The sequence below is a fragment of the Rhodococcus sovatensis genome (genome assembly GCF_037327425.1).
Lineage (GTDB): Bacteria > Actinomycetota > Actinomycetes > Mycobacteriales > Mycobacteriaceae > Rhodococcoides > Rhodococcoides sovatense.
This window is the reverse complement of the sequence record NZ_CP147846.1, coordinates 2,988,910-3,012,105: the sequence shown is the minus strand read 5'-3', so window position 1 is coordinate 3,012,105 and position 23,196 is coordinate 2,988,910. Positions and strand designations below refer to the sequence as shown.

At 63.7% G+C, this 23,196-nt stretch carries 11 protein-coding genes; 3 read left to right on the top strand and 8 right to left on the bottom strand.

The genetic code is table 11. The features are described 5' to 3' along the window. Positions 1-140 precede the first annotated feature (140 nt). Both WDS16_RS14080 and WDS16_RS14075 read left to right on the top strand, forming a co-directional pair. Positions 141-13,934 carry an amino acid adenylation domain-containing protein gene (locus WDS16_RS14080; RefSeq protein WP_338893212.1) on the top strand — a complete coding sequence of 4,598 codons (13,794 nt, stop codon included), beginning with the start codon at positions 141-143 and terminating at the stop codon, positions 13,932-13,934. A 188-nt stretch (positions 13,935-14,122) separates the two neighbouring features. Then, entirely contained in the window at positions 14,123-15,199 is a 1,077-nt protein-coding gene (locus WDS16_RS14075; protein ID WP_422395800.1) for an alpha/beta hydrolase, read from the top strand. Positions 15,200-15,295: 96 nt separating this feature from the next. Here WDS16_RS14075 and WDS16_RS14070 read toward each other — a convergent pair whose 3' ends face one another. The 7 genes from WDS16_RS14070 to WDS16_RS14040 all read right to left on the bottom strand — a co-directional run bounded on the left by WDS16_RS14070 (position 15,296) and on the right by WDS16_RS14040 (position 21,658). Beyond that, positions 15,296-16,264 (bottom strand): esterase/lipase family protein, encoded by a 969-nt coding sequence (locus tag WDS16_RS14070; protein WP_338893211.1) that lies wholly within the window; start codon positions 16,262-16,264, stop codon positions 15,296-15,298. 200 nt (positions 16,265-16,464) lie between these two features. Beyond that, complete coding sequence (locus WDS16_RS14065; RefSeq protein WP_338893210.1) at positions 16,465-17,316, bottom strand: ABC transporter permease; 852 nt, start codon at positions 17,314-17,316, stop codon at positions 16,465-16,467. After that, a complete protein-coding gene (locus tag WDS16_RS14060; protein ID WP_338893209.1) occupies positions 17,313-18,170 on the bottom strand; it encodes an ABC transporter permease in 858 nt (285 codons plus the stop codon). Before WDS16_RS14060 ends, WDS16_RS14065 begins: the two co-directional genes overlap by 4 nt. Next, the gene (locus tag WDS16_RS14055) at positions 18,167-19,174 is read right to left on the bottom strand and encodes an ATP-binding cassette domain-containing protein (RefSeq protein WP_338893208.1); all 1,008 of its coding nucleotides are present in this window, start codon (positions 19,172-19,174) and stop codon (positions 18,167-18,169) included. The genes WDS16_RS14060 and WDS16_RS14055 overlap by 4 nt, the downstream gene beginning before the upstream one ends. Before the next feature lie 125 nt (positions 19,175-19,299). After that, complete coding sequence (locus tag WDS16_RS14050; RefSeq protein WP_338893207.1) at positions 19,300-20,253, bottom strand: diiron oxygenase; 954 nt, start codon at positions 20,251-20,253, stop codon at positions 19,300-19,302. Beyond that, positions 20,250-21,260 (bottom strand): prephenate dehydrogenase dimerization domain-containing protein, encoded by a 1,011-nt coding sequence (locus WDS16_RS14045; RefSeq protein ID WP_338893206.1) that lies wholly within the window; start codon positions 21,258-21,260, stop codon positions 20,250-20,252. Before WDS16_RS14045 ends, WDS16_RS14050 begins: the two co-directional genes overlap by 4 nt. Further along, a complete protein-coding gene (locus WDS16_RS14040; RefSeq protein WP_338893205.1) occupies positions 21,257-21,658 on the bottom strand; it encodes a helix-turn-helix domain-containing protein in 402 nt (133 codons plus the stop codon). Before WDS16_RS14040 ends, WDS16_RS14045 begins: the two co-directional genes overlap by 4 nt. 15 nt (positions 21,659-21,673) lie before the next feature. Between WDS16_RS14040 and WDS16_RS14035 the strand changes: the two genes are divergently transcribed. After that, the gene (locus tag WDS16_RS14035) at positions 21,674-22,690 is read left to right on the top strand and encodes an NADP-dependent oxidoreductase (RefSeq protein WP_338893204.1); all 1,017 of its coding nucleotides are present in this window, start codon (positions 21,674-21,676) and stop codon (positions 22,688-22,690) included. Here the strand turns inward: WDS16_RS14035 and WDS16_RS14030 are convergent. Next, on the bottom strand, positions 22,662-23,153 hold the full coding sequence (locus WDS16_RS14030; RefSeq protein WP_338893203.1) for a hotdog fold domain-containing protein: 492 nt from the start codon (positions 23,151-23,153) through the stop codon (positions 22,662-22,664). The two genes, WDS16_RS14035 and WDS16_RS14030, sit on opposite strands and share 29 nt — an antisense overlap. Positions 23,154-23,196 lie beyond the last annotated feature (43 nt).

The window sequence follows — 23,196 nt, the reverse complement described above, 5'->3', positions numbered from 1 at the left end:
TCATTTCGTCGTTGTAAACCTGTGCGGGGCGGCAACAGGAACTCGGCCCTCCCGGGTTATTCGAGCTGCCCTCGTATCGAGATCAGAGGGTGCGTCGTGATCGAGTTCAAGCTGCCGGTGACCGTCGAAGGCCCGCGTCGATGAGTGGTAGCGGCCAGGATGTGTCCGCCGATCGAACTCCCGCTCGCGGCTCGGCCCGACCCAGGCGTGCGCCGCGTGTCAGGCGCCCACGCATTCCCCTCCTGCCCGATCTCTTGCTCACGGCCGTCGAACTGGACCCGTCTGCGACCGCCCTGTCCTACGGCGGCACGCTCCTCACGTACGCCGAGTTGGACTCCCGCTCCAGTCGTCTGGCCCGAGCTCTGATCGGGCGTGGGCTCGGACCGGACGATGTCGTCGCGGTCGCGATGCCCCGATCTGATCTGTCGGTCCAGTCTGTGTGGGGGATAGCCAAGGCGGGCGCCACCTTCCTTCCCGTCGACCCGAATTATCCGGCCGATCGGATCGAGCACATGCTCTCCGACTCGGGCACTCGTTTCGGTGTGACGATCGCAGAGCACGTGCACGCATTGCCGTCGACCGTCGAGTGGATGGTGCTCGACGACGATACGACAATCGCCGAGATAGCCGAATTGGACAGCTCCACCGTGTTGCCGGCCGACCGCGCAGGCTCGCTGCACGCGGCACACGGCGCATACATGATCTACACCTCCGGATCGACGGGAAAGCCGAAGGGCGTTCTCGTCACGCATGCGGGTCTGAACGATCTCGCTGCGGAAATGCGCGAGTCGTTCGACTTGACGCCCGCTGCCCGGACCTTGCACTTCGCGTCGCCGAGCTTCGATGCCTCCGTCTTCGAGCTACTGATGGCTATCACCGCGGCATCGACCATGGTGATCGCCCCGGCGTCCGTGTACGGCGGAACCGAGCTCGCCGAGCTGTTGCGACGGGAACAGGTCACGCACGCCATGATCACGCCGGCGGCCATGGCATCGGTGGATCCGAGTGGACTGGACGATTTCGAAATGGTCCTCTCCGGGGGAGAGGCGTGCCCGCCTGAGCTGGTGTCGAAGTGGGCTGTGCATCGGCCCGCAGGTCCGCGCCGATTCCTCAACGGGTACGGCCCGACCGAGGCAACCATCATGGCCACCTGCAGCGGGGCGCTCGAATCCGGCGCTCCCGTCTCCATCGGTAGTCCAGTCCGGGGCGTGTCAGGTGTGGTACTCGACGATCGGCTCCATCCAGCGACTCCCGGTTCGAAGGGTGAGCTCTATCTTTGGGGACCGGCACTCGCTCGCGGCTACCACGGCAGATTGGCTCTGACTGCAGAACGATTCGTCGCGAATCCATTCACGACCGACGGTTCGAGAATGTACCGCACCGGCGACATCGTGCGCTGGCGTCAGTCGAGCAGTGTGCTCGAATACGTGGGTCGCAGTGACTTCCAGGTCAAGATCCGTGGATTCCGCATCGAACTCGGTGAAATCGACGCGGCTCTGTCGATGCACGAGGGTGTCGACTTCGTCGTGACGGTGGCTCGCGAAGGCGTCGGCGGCTCGGCGGGCGCTGGTGCAGACTCCGGTGGAGGGGCCGGCTCGGCCATGCTCGTGTCCTATGTTCGCTCGGTCGAAGGCGAAGTGCTGAGCACTGCCGAGCTCACTCGGTTCGTCGCCGGCAAGCTTCCCCGTCATATGGTGCCGACCGCGATCGTGCTGATCGACGATCTTCCCCTGACCCCGGCAGGCAAACTCGATCGTGCCGCATTGCCGGACCCAGTCCTGCCCGCCAGGGAGTTCCGAGCGCCCGAGAGCGGCACTCAACGCGTTGTGTCCGGCGTGTTCGCCGAACTGCTCGATCTTCCCCGAGTGGGTCTGGACGACGACTTCTTCGAACTCGGCGGGAACTCGCTGATCGCGACGCAGGTGGTTGCGCGAATCGGTGCTGCTCTCGATACGACAGTGTCGGTTCGATCGCTCTTCGACAACTCTTCGGTGGTGGGTCTCGCCGAGTCGATCGATGCGCAGGGCGATGTCGGGCGTCGCACACCTCTGACCGCCGGTCCACGTCCGGATTCGATTCCGCTGTCACTTGCGCAGCGCCGCATGTGGTTCATGAACCGGCTGGAGCCCGAGTCCGCGATCAACAACCTCCCGCTCGCAGTGCGGCTGACGGGCAAGCTCGATGTGAGTGCGCTCGCGCAGGCAGTGGTGGACGTGGTGGAGCGGCACGAGTCGCTTCGCACCTACTATCCCGATACCGACGGTGTCGGTCATCAATCTGTCCTTCGGGCCGAGGACGTCGCGCCACGGCTGGACCCGATCCGGTCGGCGGAATCCGAGATCGCCGATGCGTTGCGCGAGATGGCGCTCACTGCGTTCGACCTGGCAGCCGAAGTTCCGCTGCGAGCCCGGTTGTTCGAAGTCGCCGACGAGGATTACGTGCTTGCACTCGTCACCCACCACATCAGCGCCGACGGTGCCTCGCTGGCGCCACTGACGCGAGATCTGATGACGGCCTATCTTTCTCGCGTCGACGGCCATGAACCGAACTGGGCTCCTCTGCCCGTTCAATACGTCGACTACACGCTGTGGCAGCAGCACGTTCTGGGCTCGAGCGACGATCCGACCTCGCCTATCGCGATGCAGGAGGCGTTCTGGAGATCGGAGTTGGCGTCTGTTCCGGCTCAGCTCGACCTTCCGACCGATCGGCCACGTCCGGCGGTACAGTCCAGTGTCGGTGCCACCGTGGAGTTCGAGATCTCGGGCACAACACACCGAGCGCTCCTCGAACTTGCGAAGTCCAAGAACGCCACGTTCTTCATGGTCGCCCACGCCGCGTTGGCGGTGCTGCTTGCCCGGTTGTCCAACACCGACGACATCGTCGTCGGTGCGCCGATCGCGGGGCGCGGCGACGAACAGCTCGACGATCTCGTCGGAATGTTCGTCAACACCCTTCCGTTGCGTACTCGGTTCGACCCGGCCGAGACCTTCGTAGATCTTCTTGCACGGGTACAGGAGTCGGATCTGGACGCGTTCGGCCACGACGCCGTCCCCTTCGAACGACTCGTCGAGGTTCTCGACCCGGAGCGGTCGCCCTCGCGGCACCCGATCTTCCAGGTCGCCATGTTCTTCCAGAACATGGCGCAGCAATCCCTGGAGCTTCCAGCTCTCGCCGTCACACCGTTGTCGATGGACGGCGCGCTCGCCAAATTCGATCTGCAGTTCACGTTGGCCGGTACCGACGCCTGGGACGGCGAAACGGGCGCGATCGCTGCGCAAATTCTCTATGCGACAGCGTTGTTCGACCAGTCCACGGTCCAGTCCATTGCTCGCCGTTACGTTCGCCTGCTGGACGCGATCGCAGCGGATCCCACTGAATTGGTGGGTGACTTCGAACTCGTCGACAGCGTCGAGAGCCGAGTGTTGCTGCAGGAGTGGAACGAAACCGATCGAGAACTGGACTTCGAGCCGACTCTGCTGTCGGAGTACGACAAGCGCGTAGTGACTCACGCCGACCATGTTGCCGTCGTGTTCGAAGGCCGGTCCCTCACCTACCGGGAGTTCGACGCACACGTCGACGCAGTGGCTCGTGCGCTGATCGATCGTGGAGTCGGTCCCGAAGCTCGCGTCGCTGTGGCGATCCGACGATCCCTGGATCTGGTCGTCGGCATCTATGCCATTCTTCGTGCGGGTGCGGCCTTCGTTCCCGTGGATCCCGACCATCCCGAGAGCCGCGTTCGGTACATCCTGCAGGCCGCGGAGCCGTTCTGTGTGCTGGTGTCGGGAGACGGCGACCGCGACCTCTTCGGCGATGTCGCCGTGCTCGACGTCGCTGGCCTCCCCTCCATCGAATCGAGCCGAGCTTCCCTCGCCGATGCCGGACGCACTGCCTCGCTTCGACCGGACAACACCGCGTACGTGATCTTCACCTCGGGTTCGACCGGCAAACCCAAGGGCGTTGCCGTGTCCCACCGCGCGGTGGTCAACCAGATGGCCTGGATGCGAACGGAATACGGTCTCAGTGAAGCAGACCTGTACCTGCAGAAGACGGCCACGACGTTCGATGTCTCACTGTGGGGGTTCTTTCTTCCTCTGCAGGTGGGGGCGGCACTCGTGCTCGCGACCCCGGACGGACACCGAGATTCGGAATACATCGCCGATCTGATCGCGGAGCATTCGATCACCCTTACCGACTTCGTGCCGTCGATGTTGGCAATGTTCACCGCCCATGCTTCAGCGGCTCGATGCGCAAGCCTGCGCCACGTGTTCGTCATCGGCGAAGCGTTCCCGATCGAAACTGCCGAGGCATTCCGATCGGTGTCCTCGGCTGGGCTGCACAATCTGTACGGCCCGACGGAGGCAGCCGTGTCGGTGACGTACTGGGAGGCGACCGAGGCGGATCGCGGCTCTGTGCCCATCGGCAGACCTGAATGGAATACGACGGCCGTAGTCCTCGACTCACGGTTGCAGGTGGTCCCGGCAGGTACGGCGGGGGAGCTGTACCTCTCCGGGGTGCAGCTTGCCCGCGGGTATCTGCGTCGACCCGACCTTACTTCCGACCGCTTCGTTGCCGATCCCTTCGGCGCACCCGGATCCCGCATGTATCGAACGGGAGATCTCGCTCGGTGGCGTGCGGGCAGTCCCGGCGAACCGGGTGTGCTCGAGTACATCGGCCGCACGGACTTTCAGGTGAAGTTCCGAGGTCAGCGAATCGAGCTGGGCGAGATCGAGGCGGCTCTTCTCGCGAATCCGAGTGTCAACCAGGCGGTCGTGCTCGTGGTCGCCCTGCCAACCGGTGACCACCTCGTCGCGTACGTCGTACCGGCTCCGGGGCGCTCGGTCGACGACGTCGCCGCGCGATCCGATCTCGGTGGTGTGCTCCCGAGCTACATGATCCCGACGGCCGTCGTCGTCCTCGACGAGTTCCCGTTGAACTCGAGCGGAAAACTGGACCGAAAAGCGCTCCCTCAGCCGACATTTGCGGCCACCGAATTCAGAGCGCCGACGACCCTGGTCGAAGAGATCGTCGCCGCGACGTTCGCGGACGTCCTCGGGGTCGACAGGGTCGGTCTCGACGACGACTTCTTCACGCTCGGCGGCAATTCGCTCATCGCCACCCGGGTGGTCGCCAGACTCGGTGACGCCCTCGATGCCCGCGTGCCGGTTCGGCTGTTGTTCGAAGCGGCCGGAGTCGCGGCACTCGCCGAGCGGATCGAAAGTTCGGTCGGCAGTGGCAGGCGCGCACAACTCACGAGACAGGTTCGACCGGCGCAGATTCCATTGTCGCTTGCGCAGCAGCGCATGTGGTTTCTCAATCAGCTCGATACCGCTTCGGCCGCCTACAACCTCCCGGTCGCAATTCGGCTGCAGGGTGTACTCGACGTTCTCGCCCTGAGTGCTGCGGTCGACGACGTGATCGACCGGCACGAATCACTGCGCACCGTCTATCCGGCCGTCGACGGACAGGCCAGGCAGGACATCAGGCCTGCGGCCGGTCTGCACCTGACGCCCGCGGCGGTATCCGAGTCGGACGTCGAGATGCGCCTTCGTGATCTCTTCGGGCGTGGATTCGACGTCGCGAACGAAATCCCGGTGCGCGCCGAGCTCTACGCTCTGGGCGACAACGACCACGTGCTCGCCATGGTCGTCCACCACATCGGTTCCGACGGCTATTCGATGGGCCCGCTCGCCCGCGACATCGTCTCGGCTTATCTGGCGCGGGCGTCGGGTCAGTCGCCGAACTGGTCGCCGCTTCCAGTGCAATACGCCGATTATGCTCTGTGGCAACGTGCTTCACTGGGTCTGGAGTCCGATCCCGAGTCACTCGCCGCGGGGCAGCTGTCCTACTGGACCGACAAGCTCTCCGGTCTCGCACCCGAAATCTCGCTACCACAGGATCGTCCCCGTCCGGCAGTGGCAACCAACATCGGTGGCACCGTGACCACTGTCATCGACGGCGCGAGCGTCGAGGCGCTCGATGTTCTTGCCCGTGAACATAATTCGTCCCTGTTCATGGCGGTCCACACTGTTCTTGCGGTTGTGCTGGCACGACTGTCCGGAACCGACGACATCGCGATCGGTACGCCCGTCGCCGGTCGAGGCGAGGCGTCTCTCGACGACGTCATCGGGATGTTCGTCAACACCCTGGTGCTTCGTACCGAACTCGATCTCGGTGCGAATTTCTCCGAGCTGCTCGCCGCGACGCGTGAGGTCGATCTCGAAGCGTTCGCTCACGCGGACATCCCGTTCGAGCGCGTCGTCGATGCTGTGGATCCCGAGCGGTCCCAGGCCCGGCACCCACTCTTCCAGGTGATATTGGCTTTCCAGAACATGGAGCGACGTGCTTTCGAACTCCCAGAGCTGAAAGTCACGCCGGTCGACATCGACTTCGAGGTCGCCAAGTTCGACCTACAAGTGACTCTGTTCGAGGCGGGCGGTACCGACTCCAATCGGGAACTTTCGGTGCAAATCGCTTTTGCCCAGGACCTGTTCGACCGCGAGACAGTCGTCGTATTCGCCGACCGATTCGTTCGCGTGCTGCACGGAGTTCTCGCGAATCCGGACGCCGCGGTGGCCGACGTGGATGTGTTCGGTCCGGGCGAGCGAGAGTTGGTACTGCAGCGGTGGTCCGGCGCAGATCAGGTGCCGGTCGCCCCACCTGTCGATCGGACCTTGGCCGCCCGATTCGACGAGACGGTAGCGGCGTCGCCTGCGGCGCAGGCACTCGTGTTCGAGGACGTGCGACTGAGCTACGGAGAGCTCGCGCAGCGAGCCAACAGACTTGCGCGAGCTCTCATCGACAGCGGCGTGGGGCCGGAAGCCGTCGTCGCGGTCATGCTGCCGAGGTCCGTCGATCTCGTGGTCGCTGTTCTCGCCGTCATCGCATCGGGCGCAGGTTACGTGCCGATCGACCCGTCGTACCCGCAGGAGCGAATCGACTACGTGCTCGGCGACTCGGCACCGACTGTCGTGCTGACCTGGTCTGGTCGAGACGCAGCGGTTGGGTCGAGCGTCGCGGTACTCGATCTGGACACACTCGAACTCGATGGGTACTCCGCCGGACCTGTCGGCGACCACGAGCGGACGGCGCCTCTGCGGCCTTCGGATGTGGCATACGTGATCTACACGTCCGGGTCGACCGGCCTGCCGAAAGGCGTTGCGGTGCCACACAGTGCAGTCGGCCGACTGCTCGACGGTACCGATCCGTTGTTCGCGTTCGGACCCGACGATGTGTGGACGCTGTTCCACTCGTACGCATTCGACTTCTCGGTATGGGAGCTGTGGGGTCCCCTGCTGCACGGCGGGACTCTCGTCGTGGTCGACTACTTCACATCGCGATCGCCGGATCTGTTCCGGCAATTGTTGATCCGCGAGAAGGTCACGGTGCTCAACCAGACTCCGTCGGCGTTCTATCAGCTGGCCGAGATCGACCGTATCGAAGGTGGATCGGAACTGGCCTGCCTGCGCTACATCATCTTCGGTGGTGAGGCACTCGAACTACGTCGGCTGTCGTCGTGGATCGACCGCTACGGCGATCGGTCACCGCGCTTGGTGAACATGTACGGAATCACCGAGACAACCGTGCACGTCTCGCACCGTGAACTCGACAGTGCGCTCGTCGCATCGGCGTCGGGTTCCGTTGTCGGACGCCCGATTCCCGGTCTCCGAATTCACGTACTCGATTCGCGACTCGCTCCGGTCCCGCGTGGTGTAGCGGGTGAGTTGTATATCGGTGGCGAGCAGTTGGCGCGCGGTTATCTCGGGAAGTATGCGCTGACCGCGACGCGATTCGTCGCGGACCCGTTCGAGGGCAGCGGTTCACGTCTGTACAGATCCGGAGACGTCGCCCGCTGGAACACCGCAGGGGAACTGGAATTCGTCGGCCGTGCCGACGATCAGGTGAAGATCCGTGGGTTCCGCATCGAACTCGGCGAAATCGAATCGGTGATTCTCGAACTCGATCGGGTAGCGCAGGTCGCAGTGATAGCGCGTGAGGACACACCGGGTTCGCCTCGCCTCGTGGCCTACGTGGTTCCTGCTACCGGCTCGTCCCTCGACACCGACGATCTGCGTGAACAGATCTCGGCTGCTGTCCCCGAGTACATGGTGCCCGCCGCGTTCGTGGTCTTGGATTCGATTCCGTTGACCGTCAACGGCAAGCTCGATCGTCGTGCCTTGCCCGCGCCGACAGTGCAAACGACCGAATTTCAGGCGCCTACGACCGAGGCCGAGCGCGTCGTCGGCGACGTGTTCGCCGACGTACTGGGCGTCGACCGGGTAGGAATTCACGACTCGTTCTTCGCTCTCGGCGGAGACAGCATCATGTCGATTCAAGTCGTGTCCCGGGTGAAAGCCAGGGGACTGTCCATCACCGCTCGAAACGTATTCGAGCACAAGACCGTCGCCGCAATCGCCGAGGTCGCCACCGCGATCGACGCAGACAGCTCGTCCGCGCTCGCCGAGATGGCGGGCGGCGGTGTCGGCTCGATGCCGGTGACCCCGATCGTTGTGCAGATGCTAGGGCGTGGCCCCCGTCTCGGGCGCTACACCCAGAACTTGGCGCTCGAGTTGCCCGCGGGAATCGACGAGCGCGGCGTCGTCGCGACGATCCAAGCTGTGATCGATCATCACGATGTCCTGCGCTCGAGGCTGGTCTCGGTCGACGGGATATCGACTCAGCATGTTGCCGAACGCGGTTCGGTCGACGCGTTGGCTCTGGTGCACCGGGTCGGCGTCGCTGCGTCGGTAAACGCGGACGGTATGCGAGAGCTGGCGTTGCGTGAGACCGATCTGGCGATGGACAGACTCGACCCGTTCGATGGCGTCGTGCTTCAGTTCGTGTGGCTCGATCCCGAACTCGTCGACGGTGAGCCGACCAGGACCGGGCGGCTCGTGATCGTGGCGCATCACCTCGTCGTCGACGGGGTGTCCTGGCGAATCATCGTCCCGGACCTGGTGAAGGCGTGGATTGCGGTGTCAGCTGGCCAGGTTCCCGTACTCGAGCCCGTCGGGACCTCCTTTAGGCGATGGGCGCACGGGTTGGCCGACGGGGCGGTGTCAGATCAGCGCCGCAGCGAGCTCGCATACTGGGAAGGCGTGCTGGGCGGCCCTGACACGCCCCTCGGGTCAAGACCGTTCGATGCTGCGGTGGATGTCGTGTCCACCGTCGAGCGCGTCGAATTCGAGCTATCCGCCGGTGTCACCGACACGGTGTTGACCACCGTGCCCAGACTGTTCCACGGCAGCGTCAGCGACGGATTGCTCGCCGCGTTCACGTTGGCGTTGAGTGGATGGCGTCAGTCACGCGGCGTGGTGGACGACCGTGCCGCACTGATTCGGTTCGAGGGGCACGGGCGCGAAGAAGACGCAGTGCCCGGAGCCGATCTCTCGCGCACGGTCGGATGGTTCACGAGCATCTTCCCGGTTCGATTCGACCTCGCCGATATCGACCTCGACGACGCCCTGTCCGGTGGCGCGCATCTGGGTCGAACCGTCAAAATCGTCAAGGAGGCGTTGCGCGGTGTGCCCGACCGTGGAATCGGCTTCGGTCAACTTCGCTACCTGGACCCGGAATCAGGTGCCCGGCTTGCATCCGAGAGTGCAGGGCAGATCCTGTTCAACTACCTCGGACGGGTCGGCCAGGAAACGGTGCCGAACGAGTTCAGCGGAATCGGATGGTTGCCTGCAGGCGATCTCGGAGATCTTGCCGGAGCAGCGGAGCCCGGCATGTCCGCGATGGCGACGCTCGACATCAACTCCGTCGTCATCGGCGACCGACTCACCGGCTCATTGGCATTCCCGTCTGGGCTGCTGGCAACCGAGGATGTTCGCGAACTTGCCGATCTATGGGTCCGCACGCTGGGGCGCCTCGACGAGTACTGCCGGAACGAGGGCGTCGGTGGGCATACCGCTTCGGACTTCGACCTGGTGCAGGCCTCGTCCTCCGACATCGAGCGATGGGAGGGTGAGTACAGCTCGGTGACCGACGTCTGGCCGTTGACTCCGTTGCAAGCCGGGTTGTACTTCCACGGCGGCCTCGATGACGTGACGAGTTCGGACGCCTACACCGTGCAGATCTCGCTCGACCTCGGCGGCAGTGTCGACTCGGATCGGCTGCACCTCGCGGCGCAGGCATTGGTGACCAGGCACGCAAACCTCCGAACCGCGTTCGTTCAGGACGAGACCGGTATTCCGGTTCAGATCGTCGTCGACGGGGTGTCGCCTCAGTGGACGGAAATCGACCTTACCGGGGAACATCCCGACTCGATGGCGTCGCATGCCGACGTCATCATCGCGGAGGACAAGCTTCGCGGTTTCGACCTCGCTGCGCCGCCGCTACTTCGATTCACACTCATTCGTCGTAGCAACGATCCCGAGGGCGTCACCGCAACACTGGTAGTGACCAATCATCATGTGCTGCTGGACGGTTGGTCGATGCCGTTGCTCATGCAGGAACTGATCTTCCTCTACGCCACGAGCGGTGACTCCGCGCATCTACCGAGGGTCCGTCCGTTTCGGAACTACCTCGCATGGCTCGGACAACGTGACCGCCGTGCATCCGCCGAAGCGTGGAAGCTCGCCCTCGCGCCGGTGTCGGAACCGACGATGTTGTTCGCCGGCCATTCCGCCGAAGCCGGAGTTGGTATGGGGGAGTACGCCCTGACGCTCTCCGAGGAGACCACCACGCGGTTGTCGTCCGCTGCCTCGCACATCGGAGTCACGCTGAACACGATGGTCCAGGCCGCCTGGGGAATTGTGCTGAGCCGATTGCTTGCTCGACGTGACGTCGCATTCGGGGCGACCGTGTCCGGCCGTCCGGCAGACCTTCCCGGAGTCGAATCGATGGTCGGGCTGTTCATCAACACCGTCCCGGTTCGCGTGTCGGTAGATCCCCAATCGACGGTGTCGCAACACTTGTCGTCACTGCAAGCGCAGCAGGCGGACTTGCTCGACCATCACTACACCGGATTGACCGAGATTGTCGAGGCGGCGGGTGATGGAGCGAACTTCGACACGCTCGTGGTGTTCGAGTCCTACCCGGTCGATCGATCCGCGATTGCCGAGGGTGGTTCCATCGACGGCCTTCGGTTGTTGGGCGTCGACACTGCTGACGGAAGCCACTATCCGTTGACCTTGGTGACGACGGTGGACACGCGGATCCAGATCCGCCTCAAATACCGTCGTGACACTATCGACGATGGATCGGTCACAACGCTGGCCCAACGGCTTTCGCGCGTCATGGAGCAGTTGTCCGAGCCCGAGGTGAAGATCGGTTCGATCGACATGCTGGATGCGTCCGAACGCATCGAGCTGACCACGAAGTCCAGTGGGCCGGCTGTGCCACCGGTTCTGTTGCCGGATCTGCTGGCAGAGGCAGTCGAACGTGGCCCGGATGCGACGGCGGTGGTGAGTGGGTCCGAGACGGTCTCGTACCGGCAGTTGGACGCACGCTCGTCGCAGTTGGCTCGGATGTTGCTGTCCCTCGGTGCCGAGGCCGACAATCTGATCGGTGTTGCGTTGCCGCGGTCGGTCGATTCCGTCACGTCGGTGTGGGGTGTCGCGAAGTCGGGTGGCGCGCTTGTGCCGCTCGATCCGGGCTACCCGGCCGACAGGGTGGAACGAATGGTCGTCGATTCGGGTGTGCGAATCGGTGTGACCTCGACCGAGTTCGTTACGCAGTTGCCGTCCGGGGTGCGGTGGATCGTGTTGGACGACCCGGTTGTGCAGGAGTCTTTGGCGTCGCTGTCGGCCGAGCCGGTGTCGGCCAGGGAACGGGTCGGGTACCTCTCGCCGGACTCGGCGGCCTACGTCGTCTTCACGTCGGGATCGACCGGTGTACCGAAGGGCGTCGTGGTCACCCAGGCCGGATTGGCGAATTTCTGCGCGGAGCAAGTGGATCGCTACAGCTTGACGGCGCAGTCACGAACGTTGCATTTCGCTTCACCGAGTTTCGATGCATCGATGCTCGAGTTGTTGCTGGCGGTGGGTGCGTCCTCGACGATGGTGGTCGCAGACGCGTCCGTGTTCGGTGGAACCGATCTGTGGGATCTGCTGGTGACCCAACGTGTCTCGCACGCTTTCGTGACGCCTGCAGCGTTGGCATCGGTGGACCCGCTGGGGTTGGTCGACCTACAGATGGTGGTGGTGGGCGGCGAGGCGTGCTCGCCGGAACTGGTTGCTCGGTGGGCCGTCGAGCGTGGTGAGGGCAGGGGCGTCCGCGAGTTCTTCAACGGATACGGTCCGACCGAGACCACGATCATGACCAACATCTCCGACCCATTGGTACCGGGTACAGACGTGACGATCGGCGGTCCTGTCCGAGGGATGACCTCACTGGTGTTGGACGCTGATCTGTCGCCGGTCCCAGTCGGTGTCACCGGCGAACTGTATTTGGCCGGTCTGCAATTGGCGCGTGGCTATCACCGACGGTACGGGCTCACCGCCGAACGGTTCGTTGCGAACCCGTTCGGCGTCGGGGGCGACCGCATGTACAGAACCGGTGACATGGTTCGGTGGATCGGCGACGACACGGGTGCGCCCGAGTCGATCGAGTATTTGGGGCGCAGCGATTTCCAGGTGAAGGTGCGAGGCTTCCGAATCGAATTGGGTGAGATCGACTCGGTTCTGACGTCGTATCCGGACGTGGAATTTGCGGTGACCGTGGCACGTTCGGGAGACGAGGGCGTGGCAGGCGCGACGGTGCTGGTGTCCTATGTGATGCCCGCGGCCGACGCGGATCTGGATCTTGTGAAGGTGCGGAGCTGGGTGCAGGAGCGGTTGCCGCGTCACATGGTTCCGGCTCAGGTCATGGTGCTCGACGAGTTGCCTCTGACACCGGTGGGGAAGTTGGACCGTAGTGCGTTGCCTGCGCCGGTGTCGGTGGTTCGTGAATTCCGTGCTCCGGCATCGGAGTCGGAGGTTGCGGTGGCCGGCGTGTTCGCCGATGTGTTGGGTGTCGATCGGGTGGGTGCCGACGACGACTTCTTCGAGTTGGGCGGCAACTCGCTCGTCGCAACCCGAGCCGTCGCTCAGCTACGCCGAGAGGTTGCGCCCGATATTCGGGTCCAGTGGTTCTTCACCGACCGGACCGTCCATGATCTGGCCAGGAGGATCGACGAATCCGGTTCGGCCGCAGCAGGGTCGGTCGACGACAGTCTCGCCGTGCTTCTCCCGCTTCGTCGCGGCGGGGACGCAGCGCCGGTTTTCTGCGTACACCCGATGCTGGGATTCGCGTGGCCGTACGCCGGTGTCGTGGCATACCTCGACGAGAACCGTCCGGTCTTCGGACTTCAATCTCCGGGGCTGACAACGCCGGAGGCCGTTCCGGCGTCGATCGAGGAGTATGCGAGCCGCTACGTCGACGAAATTCGCCGTGTGCGTCCTTCGGGCCCTTACCATCTGCTCGGATGGTCGCTCGGCGGTGTCATCGCGCACGCGATGGCAGTGATGTTGCGCGCCGCAGACGAGCGGGTCACGTTGACGATGTTGGACTCGGTCCTGCACATCGGCTTGGACGAGTTCGAGGAGGAACTGAAGGCGCTGTTGGTTCCGGCGGGTGTCCTCGCCGAAGGCGCGCCGGTGCCGGCCGTCCTGACTGCCGAGCAGGCGGAAAGAGCTGCCGCTGCACTCGTCGACGGCCCGGTCGAACTCACTGCCGGACAGTTGCATTCGATTTATTCGGGTGCGGTGGCTGCGCCTGGGCAGATCAACGACTACGCACCTGCCGAGTTCGATCGGCCGCTGTTGTACTTCACTGCAGGCAGTACTCACCCCGAGGGCGTCGAGGCCGCCGTCCAGTGGACCGATCATGTCAGCGAGATACGAGAGGTCGTCGTCGCTGCGGCACACGAGGATATGACCGGCCCGAGCGCTCTCGCTGTAGTCGGGCCCATTCTCGACGAGTATCTGAACGCGAACGACGAACGCAATGGGTAAGGGGTAACGGGCAGATGAAGGGACGCGATAAACTGCTCGGTGTGCCGTCGCGGCTGGGGGAGTCCGATCACGCGCCGTTCCCGGCGTCGGCGAGCACGTACGAACCGACAAATGACACGTCCCAACTGCAACACTTTTCAAGACTGCGACACTTTCAAATTTTCCGACGAGAAAAGGTGACCCGATCTATGCGCAGACTCCGTCCACGTCCTTCGGTCCGGGGGGTCCGATTCGCGGGCAAGTATGCCGTGGCAGCGGCGTCATTGGCGATGCTGCCGATGGCCGCAGGTGGTTTCTCGGCCTCCGCTGATCCCGTCACCGACAGTGGTGACCTCTACGCGTACCCAACCACGTCCAACGGGTCCAAGATCACCCACACGAAGGTGATGGACGATCAGCATCTGATCGTTTACGTCTACTCCGCAGCGATGGACAAGGAAGTTCCGCTCGATGTGTGGCGTCCAGCGGACACAAGCGTTCCTCGGCCCACCCTGTACCTCCTCAACGGCGCGGGCGGTGGCGAAGACAGTGCTACTTGGCGTTTCCGAACGGACGCAATCGACTTCTTCGCCGACAAGAACGTCAATGTGGTGTCACCCGTCGGTGGCAAGTGGAGCTTCTACACCGACTGGAAGCAGGAAGATCCTGTTCTCGGCGTGAACAAATGGTCTACGTTCCTCACCGAGGAGCTACCGCCGCTGATCGATGCCGGTCTCGGTACCAACGGGGTCAATTCGATCGCCGGTCTGTCCTCTTCGGGAACCTCGGTGCTGCAGTTGGCGATCAACGCACCAGGACTGTACAAGGGAGTCGCCGCCTACAGCGGGTGTGCCCAGACGAGTGACCCGATCGGGCAGCAGTTCGTCAAGCTCACTACCGAAACCTGGGGTGGTGGCAACACAGTCAACATGTGGGGGCCGCCCACCGACCCGCTGTGGGTGGAGAACGATCCGTACGTGCACGCCGAACGCCTTCGAGGCCTCGAGCTGTACATCTCCAACGGCAACGGACTGCCAGGACAGAACGACACCCTGAACGGTCCCGGGATCGACGGCGATCCTGCTGCGCTGGCCAATCAGGTCGTCGTCGGCGGAGTCATCGAGGCCGCGACGAACTACTGTGCTCATAACTTGGCGAACAAGTTGGGTGAGCTCGGTATACCCGCGACGGTCAATTTCCGTGATTCCGGTAGCCACTCGTGGGGCTATTGGCAGGACGACCTGAAGAACTCATGGCCGGTGCTGGCACGATCGCTGGGAATCTGAGCGTTCTCGATCTACGAGTAAGGCCCCATCTGCGAGTGACTGCAGATGGGGCCTTACTCGGTCAGGAGGCGCTGACGCTGGTTTGCCTGCTGCCGGCTAGGTGCACGGAGCGGTGTGAGTGTCCGCATAGGACGGATCGAGCGCCGTCTGGACGATGTAGGTCACCCGGTCGTCGTACGTCAGTTCCTGGTGGGGAACTGTGTTCGACTCGCAACCATCCTGAACCCACATGTTGCGAACTTCAGCCGATCCCGTCCCGTCGAGGAACGTGCGCTCGGGTGGTGTGACCACCTTGTCGAACTTGGTGCCGACCACGGTGTAGCGGACTCCTGGCTCGACTTCGCCGCCTGCGTTCAGACGCTGCAGAGTGGGAGATCCGATGAGTTGCTGACGACCCGCAGTGCCGAGCCCTGTCAGACCGAACAGCAGCTCGGAGATGATGGTCTGGTCGAGTCCCGCAGCTGCGAGGACGAGGTACATCTGTTGGATACCGCCGAAGTTGGTCCCATGATTGGTCCCACCCAGCGTCACGAGGTTCTCGACTTTGCTGGCCGATGGATCGGCGTCGTTCACTCCACCGTTGAACTTCAGGTATTGGCGCGCGACCGTTCCGCCTTGAGAGTGACCGACGATATCAACCTTCGCGGCGCCTGTCTGGGCAAGGACGACATCGACGAAGTCGCCCAACCGCGCTGCCGACACCGGGATGTCACCGAGACCCCAGATGACCTTGTTCGGGTCGAGCAACGTGCGGACAGCGCCGTAATCCAGGGCGTAGACGCAGTATCCCTGCTCGGCGAGAGCCGGAGCCATCGTCGTCCATGTGGTGGCCATGTCCGAGCCAGTTCCGTGCACGAGCACCACCGGTCGCGGATGAGCCTCGGACGGCACGCACGACCAGTCGTTTGCACCGGCCGGAGCCGCTCCCATATCGGAGAACTCGGACGGTAGCGGCGAGTCCACGGTGTCGGCGCCTGCGGACGGAGTGGACACCACTGCACTGCCGAGCGTGATCAACGCCGCGGATGCCAGAGCGATGGCGACCCTGCCTCTGGGTTTCGGCACGTACAAACGACCCTTCGTTTCGACTCAACCGTTCCGACTGGCGGACCGGCAGCAAAAAACCGGGGGCGAGGATCGTCTCCGGTCTGCCCACAACGATAACAGCGCTCGAGTGTGGTAAAGCAATTCCGAAGCTCGAACCGGTGAACTTTTGCCTACTGTTCGGTCTCGATTTCCTCGGATTGCCGGACCTCGAGGCGGGTCTACCCGGTCTCGGCAGCGCGCCTGTAGCCACGAATCGCGGGATAAAGGAAGACCGCGACCATGCCCAGTGCCCAGGCCAGAGTCTGCAGCACCGGGACCAGAACAGGCCCACCCAGCGACAGTCCGCGCATCGCATCGACCGCACACGACATGGGCTGCGCCGCGACGATGGGCTGCAGCCACGGTGGGTACGCCGCAACCGGAACGAATCCGGAATTGAAGAACATCAACAGGGTGCAGCCGATGGACACGACTTCGACGAGGGGAGACTCACCGGCAATCGTGGCGAGGAAGGTCACCATGACCGCGAATCCGATCCCGAAGGCGATCGGCAGCAGCAGCAGCGCGATGGCCGACGGAATCCCCTGGTTGAACCGGAATCCGATGGCCATGCCCACCGCCACGATGACGATCGTCGTCGCGAAGACGCGAATTGCTTCGGCCATCATGCGGCCGAGCAGCCCTGACGCACGATGCGTCGGCGTCGTCGCGAACCGGCTGAGCAGACCGCTCTTCTTCTCACCCTTCAAGCCCACCGCGCTGACGATCGAGCCGAACATTGCGCCGACCAGTGCGATCATCGGCACGGTTCCGTAGACGCTCGGCGATCCCGTCGCAGCCGAGATCGAATTGCCGAGCACGATCCTGAACATCAGAAGCGTCAACGCCGGGTACAGGAGAGCCTGGATCATGGTCGACGGATCGCGGGCCCATCGCTTGAGCAGTCGATTGCACTGGATCAGGCTGTGGGTCCACAGCGCACGTAGGGAGTTCTCGGCAAAGTGGAGGTTGGGTTCCGGGAAGTCCAGGCGGCTCACTTGTCCGCCGGTTTCCACTGTCGGGGTGCTCATGATCGCCTCGAATTCGCCCACAGGGCCAGAGGCACAAACAGCACCAGGAGGCCGACTATCCATGCAAGCGACGGCCACAGCACGTGGAAACTGACGCCACCCTCGGCCATGTCACGCATGGAGAACGAGAACTGCGAGATGGGCTGGTTGCGGACCCATGGTCGGATCCACTCCGGAAACCCCGATTCGGGAACGAAACCGCACGAAGCCATTCCCAGGATCAGCTGGGGAAGCGTGAGCATCTGGCTGGTAGATTCCGGACTCTTCGAGAGCGTTCCGATCGCGTCTGCACCGACAGAGAGCATCGTGCTGATCGCGAGCGCGAAGGCGCAGAACAGTACCGCCTGGCCTATACCCGCGCTGAATCGGAAACCGATGACGTACCCGAATCCGAGCGCCGCCGTCAGCGACACGACGGATCGGACGACACCGGCCGAGATGCGGGACACCAGAGGCACCGCACCGACAACAGGCATGGTCTGCAGCCTCGTGTTGAACCCACTCAGTGATTCGGCCGAGGCGCGCTGCGACGCCGAGATAGCGGTGAACGCCATCGCCTGAAGCACGATGATCGGCATCAGGAACTGCGCGTAGTCGATCCCCTGCAGCTGCATGACGAATTTGAGCGGCAGATAGAAACCGACCGTGAAGATCAGCGGAGCGATGACCGCGACCACCAACTCGCCGTGACGCACCATGGTCCACACAGAGCGGGCCGTCAGAACCTGCCATTGCACGAACCCCGATGGGCTGCGCTTGCGGTGGACAGCGCGGGTGGCAGACCTGGTGTTCGACGCCGAATGGCCACCGACGGAGTTGGACTCGACGCGCACTCGCGGACTCGTGGCCGTCATCGGGCATCGACACCTGTGTCGGCCGGCGCGGCGCCCGCACCGTCGGTCGAGTGCGAGTGCCCGGTCAACGTGAGGAAGACGTCGTCGAGAGAAGGGCGGCGTAGTGCGATGTCGGCGAGGTCGATTCCCGCGGCGTCGATGCGGCGCAAGATCTCGGACAGCGTTGCTGCACCTCCCGGCGCGGGGACGGACAGTCGCACCGAATCAGGTGCGATCTCGGCGCGATTGGCGGGCGGCAACAGTTCGCCGAGCGCGTCGGCCACTCGTCGAAGCTGCGAGGGATCTAGGGGGACCACCTCGCAGTAGCTGCCACCGGTGCGTGCCTTGAGTTCGTCGGATGTCCCCTCGGCAATGACCGTGCCCTTGTCGATCACGATGATGTTGTCGCTGAGCACGTCGGCTTCTTCGAGATACTGGGTGGTCAGCAGCACCGTGATGCCCTGGGCCTTCAACGCCTGTACCAGCGACCACACACCCTGGCGGCTGCGCGGATCGAGTCCGGTAGTCGGTTCGTCGAGGAACACGACCTGGGGTCGGACGACGAGACCGCACGCGATGTCGATGCGGCGGCGCATTCCACCCGAGTACCCACGGACCGGCCTTCTGCCGGTGTCCGCCAGGTCGAATTCCTCGAGCAGGGCGTGTGCACGGGCTTTCGATGCCTTCTTGTCCAACCCCATCAGACGTCCGAACAGTTCGATGTTCTCGCGCCCGGACAACGTGTCGTCCAACGCCGCGTACTGGCCCGTCATCATGATCGATCGCCGTACGGCGGGAGCATTCGTCGCGACATCGTGACCGGCGACCTGGGCGCGCCCGGAGTCTGGCTTCAGCAGCGTCGCCAGCACCTTGACCATCGTGGTCTTGCCGGCTCCGTTGGGGCCGAGAATGCCGAGGACGGTACCTCGCGGCGCTGTGAAACTGATGCCACGAAGGGCGTGGACGTCGTCGAACGATTTGTGGACGTCCTCCACCAGAACTGCTGCGTCCTCGGACAGTGGCATCGATTCTCCGTGCGGTCGGTGTTGAAAAGTGCGGTAAACGGTCTGGACGGGTTTTCGTACCCGTAGTCAATCCATGCGCCCGCCGGAAATGTTACCTGCAGTAAAAGACGCGCCCTTCGGACTGCTTATGTCCAGGCGATACCTATTTCATCCTCGACGTCGAGTTTCCGGCACAAAGACCGGATTCCGGTGTAATCCTGGACCAATTGCCGACGCGTGCGGTCGTTCCGTGTGTCGTCGAGCATTCGGTCTTTCTCCGCCACACCTTCGCTCTGGAGAATGGCCTCCCAGGTGGAGAAATCGGTGGCTGAGAATGCATCCATTCCCGCCGCCAGCCCGTCGAGGAAGAATCGCCTTTCGGTCGACTTCAGCTTTTCGAACACGATCACTGCCATTTCGTCGGCAATCGACGCGTGGCAGTACTCGTCTCGGTTGTGCAGCTTCACCGTCGCTCGATTGACCGGCTGAATACTCTCGTTGTCCTCGATCAGATCGAGATACGACGTGATCGAGATCTCCGCGACCGTCATGTATGCAAGAGCGCTCAGTGCTGCTTCGGTCGCGTTTCCAGCCCCGAGTTGAGCTGCGGCCCGGCGCCGAACCGTCGCGCTGAACGGGAGCGCACGCTCGGGCATGGCCCACCCTCGCTGGCGTCGAGTGAGAGCGCTCGCGTTGAGGTGCATGAGGGTGTGGTATTGCTCGTCGACCATCGCCTGCGTTACGGCGACTGCCAGAACGTCGCCCATACCGGTGTCGAAGGCGTCTTGGGCAAGAAGCGAGAAGCCTGGGTTGACGACATGCTGTTCGACGTCCATGACGTTCTTGTTGAAGGCGATCCACCCCCACGCCCTGATCCTGTCCTTCGTGGTCTCGGGCAGGCCGACGTAGACGTCGTGCTCGGCGAACGGGATGAGAGCCTCGGGGTAGTCGTGCTTGGAGTGATCGAACAGATCGTCCAGGTCGGGCTCAGGCTTCTTCACCGTCGCCCGGTTGCTCCAATTACCGGCCAGACGTGACACGACCGCGCTCTCGACGAGATCGTCCGGATCGTGCGCGGGCAGCGCGGGGATGTCGATCACAGTCGATCCTCCTCCCGTGCTGGTTCTCGCACGATACCGAAAAGTCGAGCACACAATGCTCGGTACTCGTCGCCGTCTGGAACAGATTCTCCAGCGTGGAGCAGATAGCGAGTGAAATTCGATTCCTCGCCGGAGGTAACTGCGGAATCGAGATCAGCCAATGCCGTCGCCAACGCGTGTCGCGCGGACTCGGCGTAGGGATTGCCCGCCTGCACGTCCCAGTACACCTCCGGTTCGCCGCCTGAGATTCGAGCCAGCAGCGCGAGCGCGGTACGAGCAGGCGGCGGCGCGACGGCTTCCACGAGTGCAGGGTCGACGTCGAGCGATGCGAGCGCCGACCCGAAGGCCAGAACCGCAGCATGAGTCAGGGCTTGGGTTGCAGCGGCCACACGGTCATGCTGGTCGACGTCGACGGACACGACGCGGCCGCCCCACGTGCCGATGCGGTGCAGGAAGTCGTCGACTCGGGCACCAGCACGGTGTGCGACTGCGGCGACCGGTCGGCCGTCCATTCCCAGTGACGGTGCGAACATCGGGTTGATTCCTAGGATTTGTAGACCTGCAGGCGCTGTAGACGCCACTGCGGCGAAGCCCGATTTGACCGAGAGTGTCTCGACAACGAGGGCGTCCTCGCCGAACAGCGACAGGTCCGTCGACAACGCGACGAACTCGGGAACGGCCAATACGACGACCTGCGCTTCCTTGACTGTGTGGGCAAGGTCTTCGTCCAGTGCGCGGATGTCACCCGATACGCGATCGGCAGTATCGCTCTCCGAGGATGGATCGACGGTGAGCACCGAAAGTCCGTCATCGGCGAGGAGGCCGACGAGCAGCGACCCGACCGCGCCGCAGCCGCCGATCACGATGACGTCGTACGGTGTTTTCTTGTTCTGGGCCTTCGGCCCAGTGGCACGGTTGAGTGCACTGGAATGCGCATTTCCGTGCCACTGCCGCGGAGCCGCCTCGGGTGGCTGCGGCGGAGCCGGCTCGGGTGCCTGCTCGGTCATGATTGTTCGCTGTCGTATCGCGCGCGTGCGGCCTCGACGCTGTCCATGTGCTGCTCGGCCCAGATCTTGACCTCGCGGATCACCGGCAGAAGCGATCGTCCGAGTGGGGTGAGTGAGTAGTCGACGCGAACCGGCACTGCGGCGGTGACCGTGCGATCGACGAGTCCGTCGCGTTCGAGGGTTCGGAGTGTCTGGGTCAGCATCTTCTGACTGACGCCGGCCAATCGTCGAGCCAGTTCGGAGTACCGATGCGGACCGTCACCCAGTGCGACGAGGACGAGCGATACCCACTTGTCGCTGACACGGTCCAGCAGTCGACGACTGGGACAGGCAGCCAGATAGGCATCGTATTCGGTTTTCGCGGCGGCTCGGGCCGCGGCGGCGGTCATGGTCGGCATCGGTCCGCTTTCTCCATGGGTTCCTACGCACTTCAAGGTGCCTACTTCCCGATAGAGAGTGACATCGACACAGTGGAAAGGCAACTACCGAGTACGTCGAAAGGCAAGGACATGCAGGCAATCGTCACCACCGGAGACAACGACCTCACGCTCGCGGAACTGGGCGTGCCGGTGCCCGGACCTCAGGAGGTGAGAATTGCAGTGGATGCGGCGGCAGTGAATCCCGTCGATGTCCAGACACGACGGGGTATCTATCACCAACTCGGATGGATCGATCGTTCCCGGGTCGTCGGTCTCGGGTGGGACGTCGCGGGCCGAATCGATGCCGTCGGCGACGGGGTAGGAACGTGGTCGCCCGGGACCTATGTGGTGGCCCTCCACGACGGTCTCGACAGCCCGACTGCTGCCTATGCCGGCTATGTCGTGGTGCCGGAAAGTGCGATTGCCGCTGCGCCGACCTCGACCGATGCCGTCGGCGCTGCCACGTTGCCGCTCAATGCGCTCACCGCGATGCAAGCTCTCGACATGTTGGGCGAGCCGGACGGGCGAACGCTGCTGGTGACCGGTGCGGCTGGGGGAGTGGGAGGGTTCGCACTTCCTCTTGCCGCTCGTCGTGGGTGGGCCGTGTCCGGGTTGGCGCGTGGTGAGGACGAGGAGTTCGTCCGCGCGAGCGGCGCGCTGTTTGTGTCGACCACCCCGCCCGCACGGACGTTCGATGCGGTCTTCGACACTGCAGCGCTCGGAGCACAGGCTCTGGACGCGATTCGTGACGGTGGGCGCTACGTCGGCGTCATCCCTTCCTCCGGGCCGCCAGCGGTTCGAGGCGTCGAGGTGACGGCAGTCGTCGTTCACCACGACGGCGAAGGGCTGGCTGAACTGGTGAGACTTGTCGACGAGGGAATGCTGGCCGTTCGAACAGCTGGAACGTTCCCGCTGGAAAAGGCGCTCGACGCGCACGCGGCGTTCGAGCGGGGCGGCACGCGTGGTCGGTGGGTGCTGACCGTCAGCGAGAACGCGAGATCCATACCGTGATGTCGGCGTGGACTACCTCTGCTCCGTCTCGGTCGGTGATCGAGACCGGAACGACCAGATCGGCTCCGTCGGTGATCGCGTCGAAGTCCGGAAGGTCCGTCAACTGCGCCACTGCGGTGAGGGAGGTGGTCGCCTTGGCGAGGTAGCGAACCGTCATCTCCTTGGGAATCCACCGGTGGGTAGTTGGAACGGTGGCCTCGGCCAGCATTCCCATGGCGACTTCGGCCAGATTGCACGCGGCGATAGCGTGAAACGTGCCGAGGTGGTTGCGGATGCCCCACCATTTCGGGGCAGTAACTTCGCATCGACCCGGCTCGAGCGACCGTACGTACGGCAGCACCGAACCGAAGTACGGGACGCGTAGGCACATTCCGAAGGAGAAGACAGCGGAGCCGACTGCGTTGTCCGGCAGGCGGCGCCAGATCCCGTAGGTCGGGCCGTAGGACTTGACGGTGGTAGACATCGCTCTATCTTACCGCTCGGTAAGATAGAGCGATGTGAGAAGC

What these genes read in the sequence shown, in the direction of transcription:
- WDS16_RS14075 (WP_422395800.1), top strand. Translation starts at nt 14,123, where the DNA reads ATGCGCAGACTCCGTCCACGTCCTTCGGTCCGGGGGGTCCGATTCGCG.
- WDS16_RS14040 (WP_338893205.1), bottom strand. Translation starts at nt 21,658, where the DNA reads ATGCCGACCATGACCGCCGCCGCGGCCCGAGCCGCCGCGAAAACCGAA.
- WDS16_RS14055 (WP_338893208.1), bottom strand. Translation starts at nt 19,174, where the DNA reads ATGCCACTGTCCGAGGACGCAGCAGTTCTGGTGGAGGACGTCCACAAA.
- WDS16_RS14035 (WP_338893204.1), top strand. Translation starts at nt 21,674, where the DNA reads ATGGGTTCCTACGCACTTCAAGGTGCCTACTTCCCGATAGAGAGTGAC.
- WDS16_RS14065 (WP_338893210.1), bottom strand. Translation starts at nt 17,316, where the DNA reads ATGAGCACCCCGACAGTGGAAACCGGCGGACAAGTGAGCCGCCTGGAC.
- WDS16_RS14080 (WP_338893212.1), top strand. Translation starts at nt 141, where the DNA reads ATGAGTGGTAGCGGCCAGGATGTGTCCGCCGATCGAACTCCCGCTCGC.
- WDS16_RS14060 (WP_338893209.1), bottom strand. Translation starts at nt 18,170, where the DNA reads ATGACGGCCACGAGTCCGCGAGTGCGCGTCGAGTCCAACTCCGTCGGT.
- WDS16_RS14030 (WP_338893203.1), bottom strand. Translation starts at nt 23,153, where the DNA reads ATGTCTACCACCGTCAAGTCCTACGGCCCGACCTACGGGATCTGGCGC.
- WDS16_RS14045 (WP_338893206.1), bottom strand. Translation starts at nt 21,260, where the DNA reads ATGACCGAGCAGGCACCCGAGCCGGCTCCGCCGCAGCCACCCGAGGCG.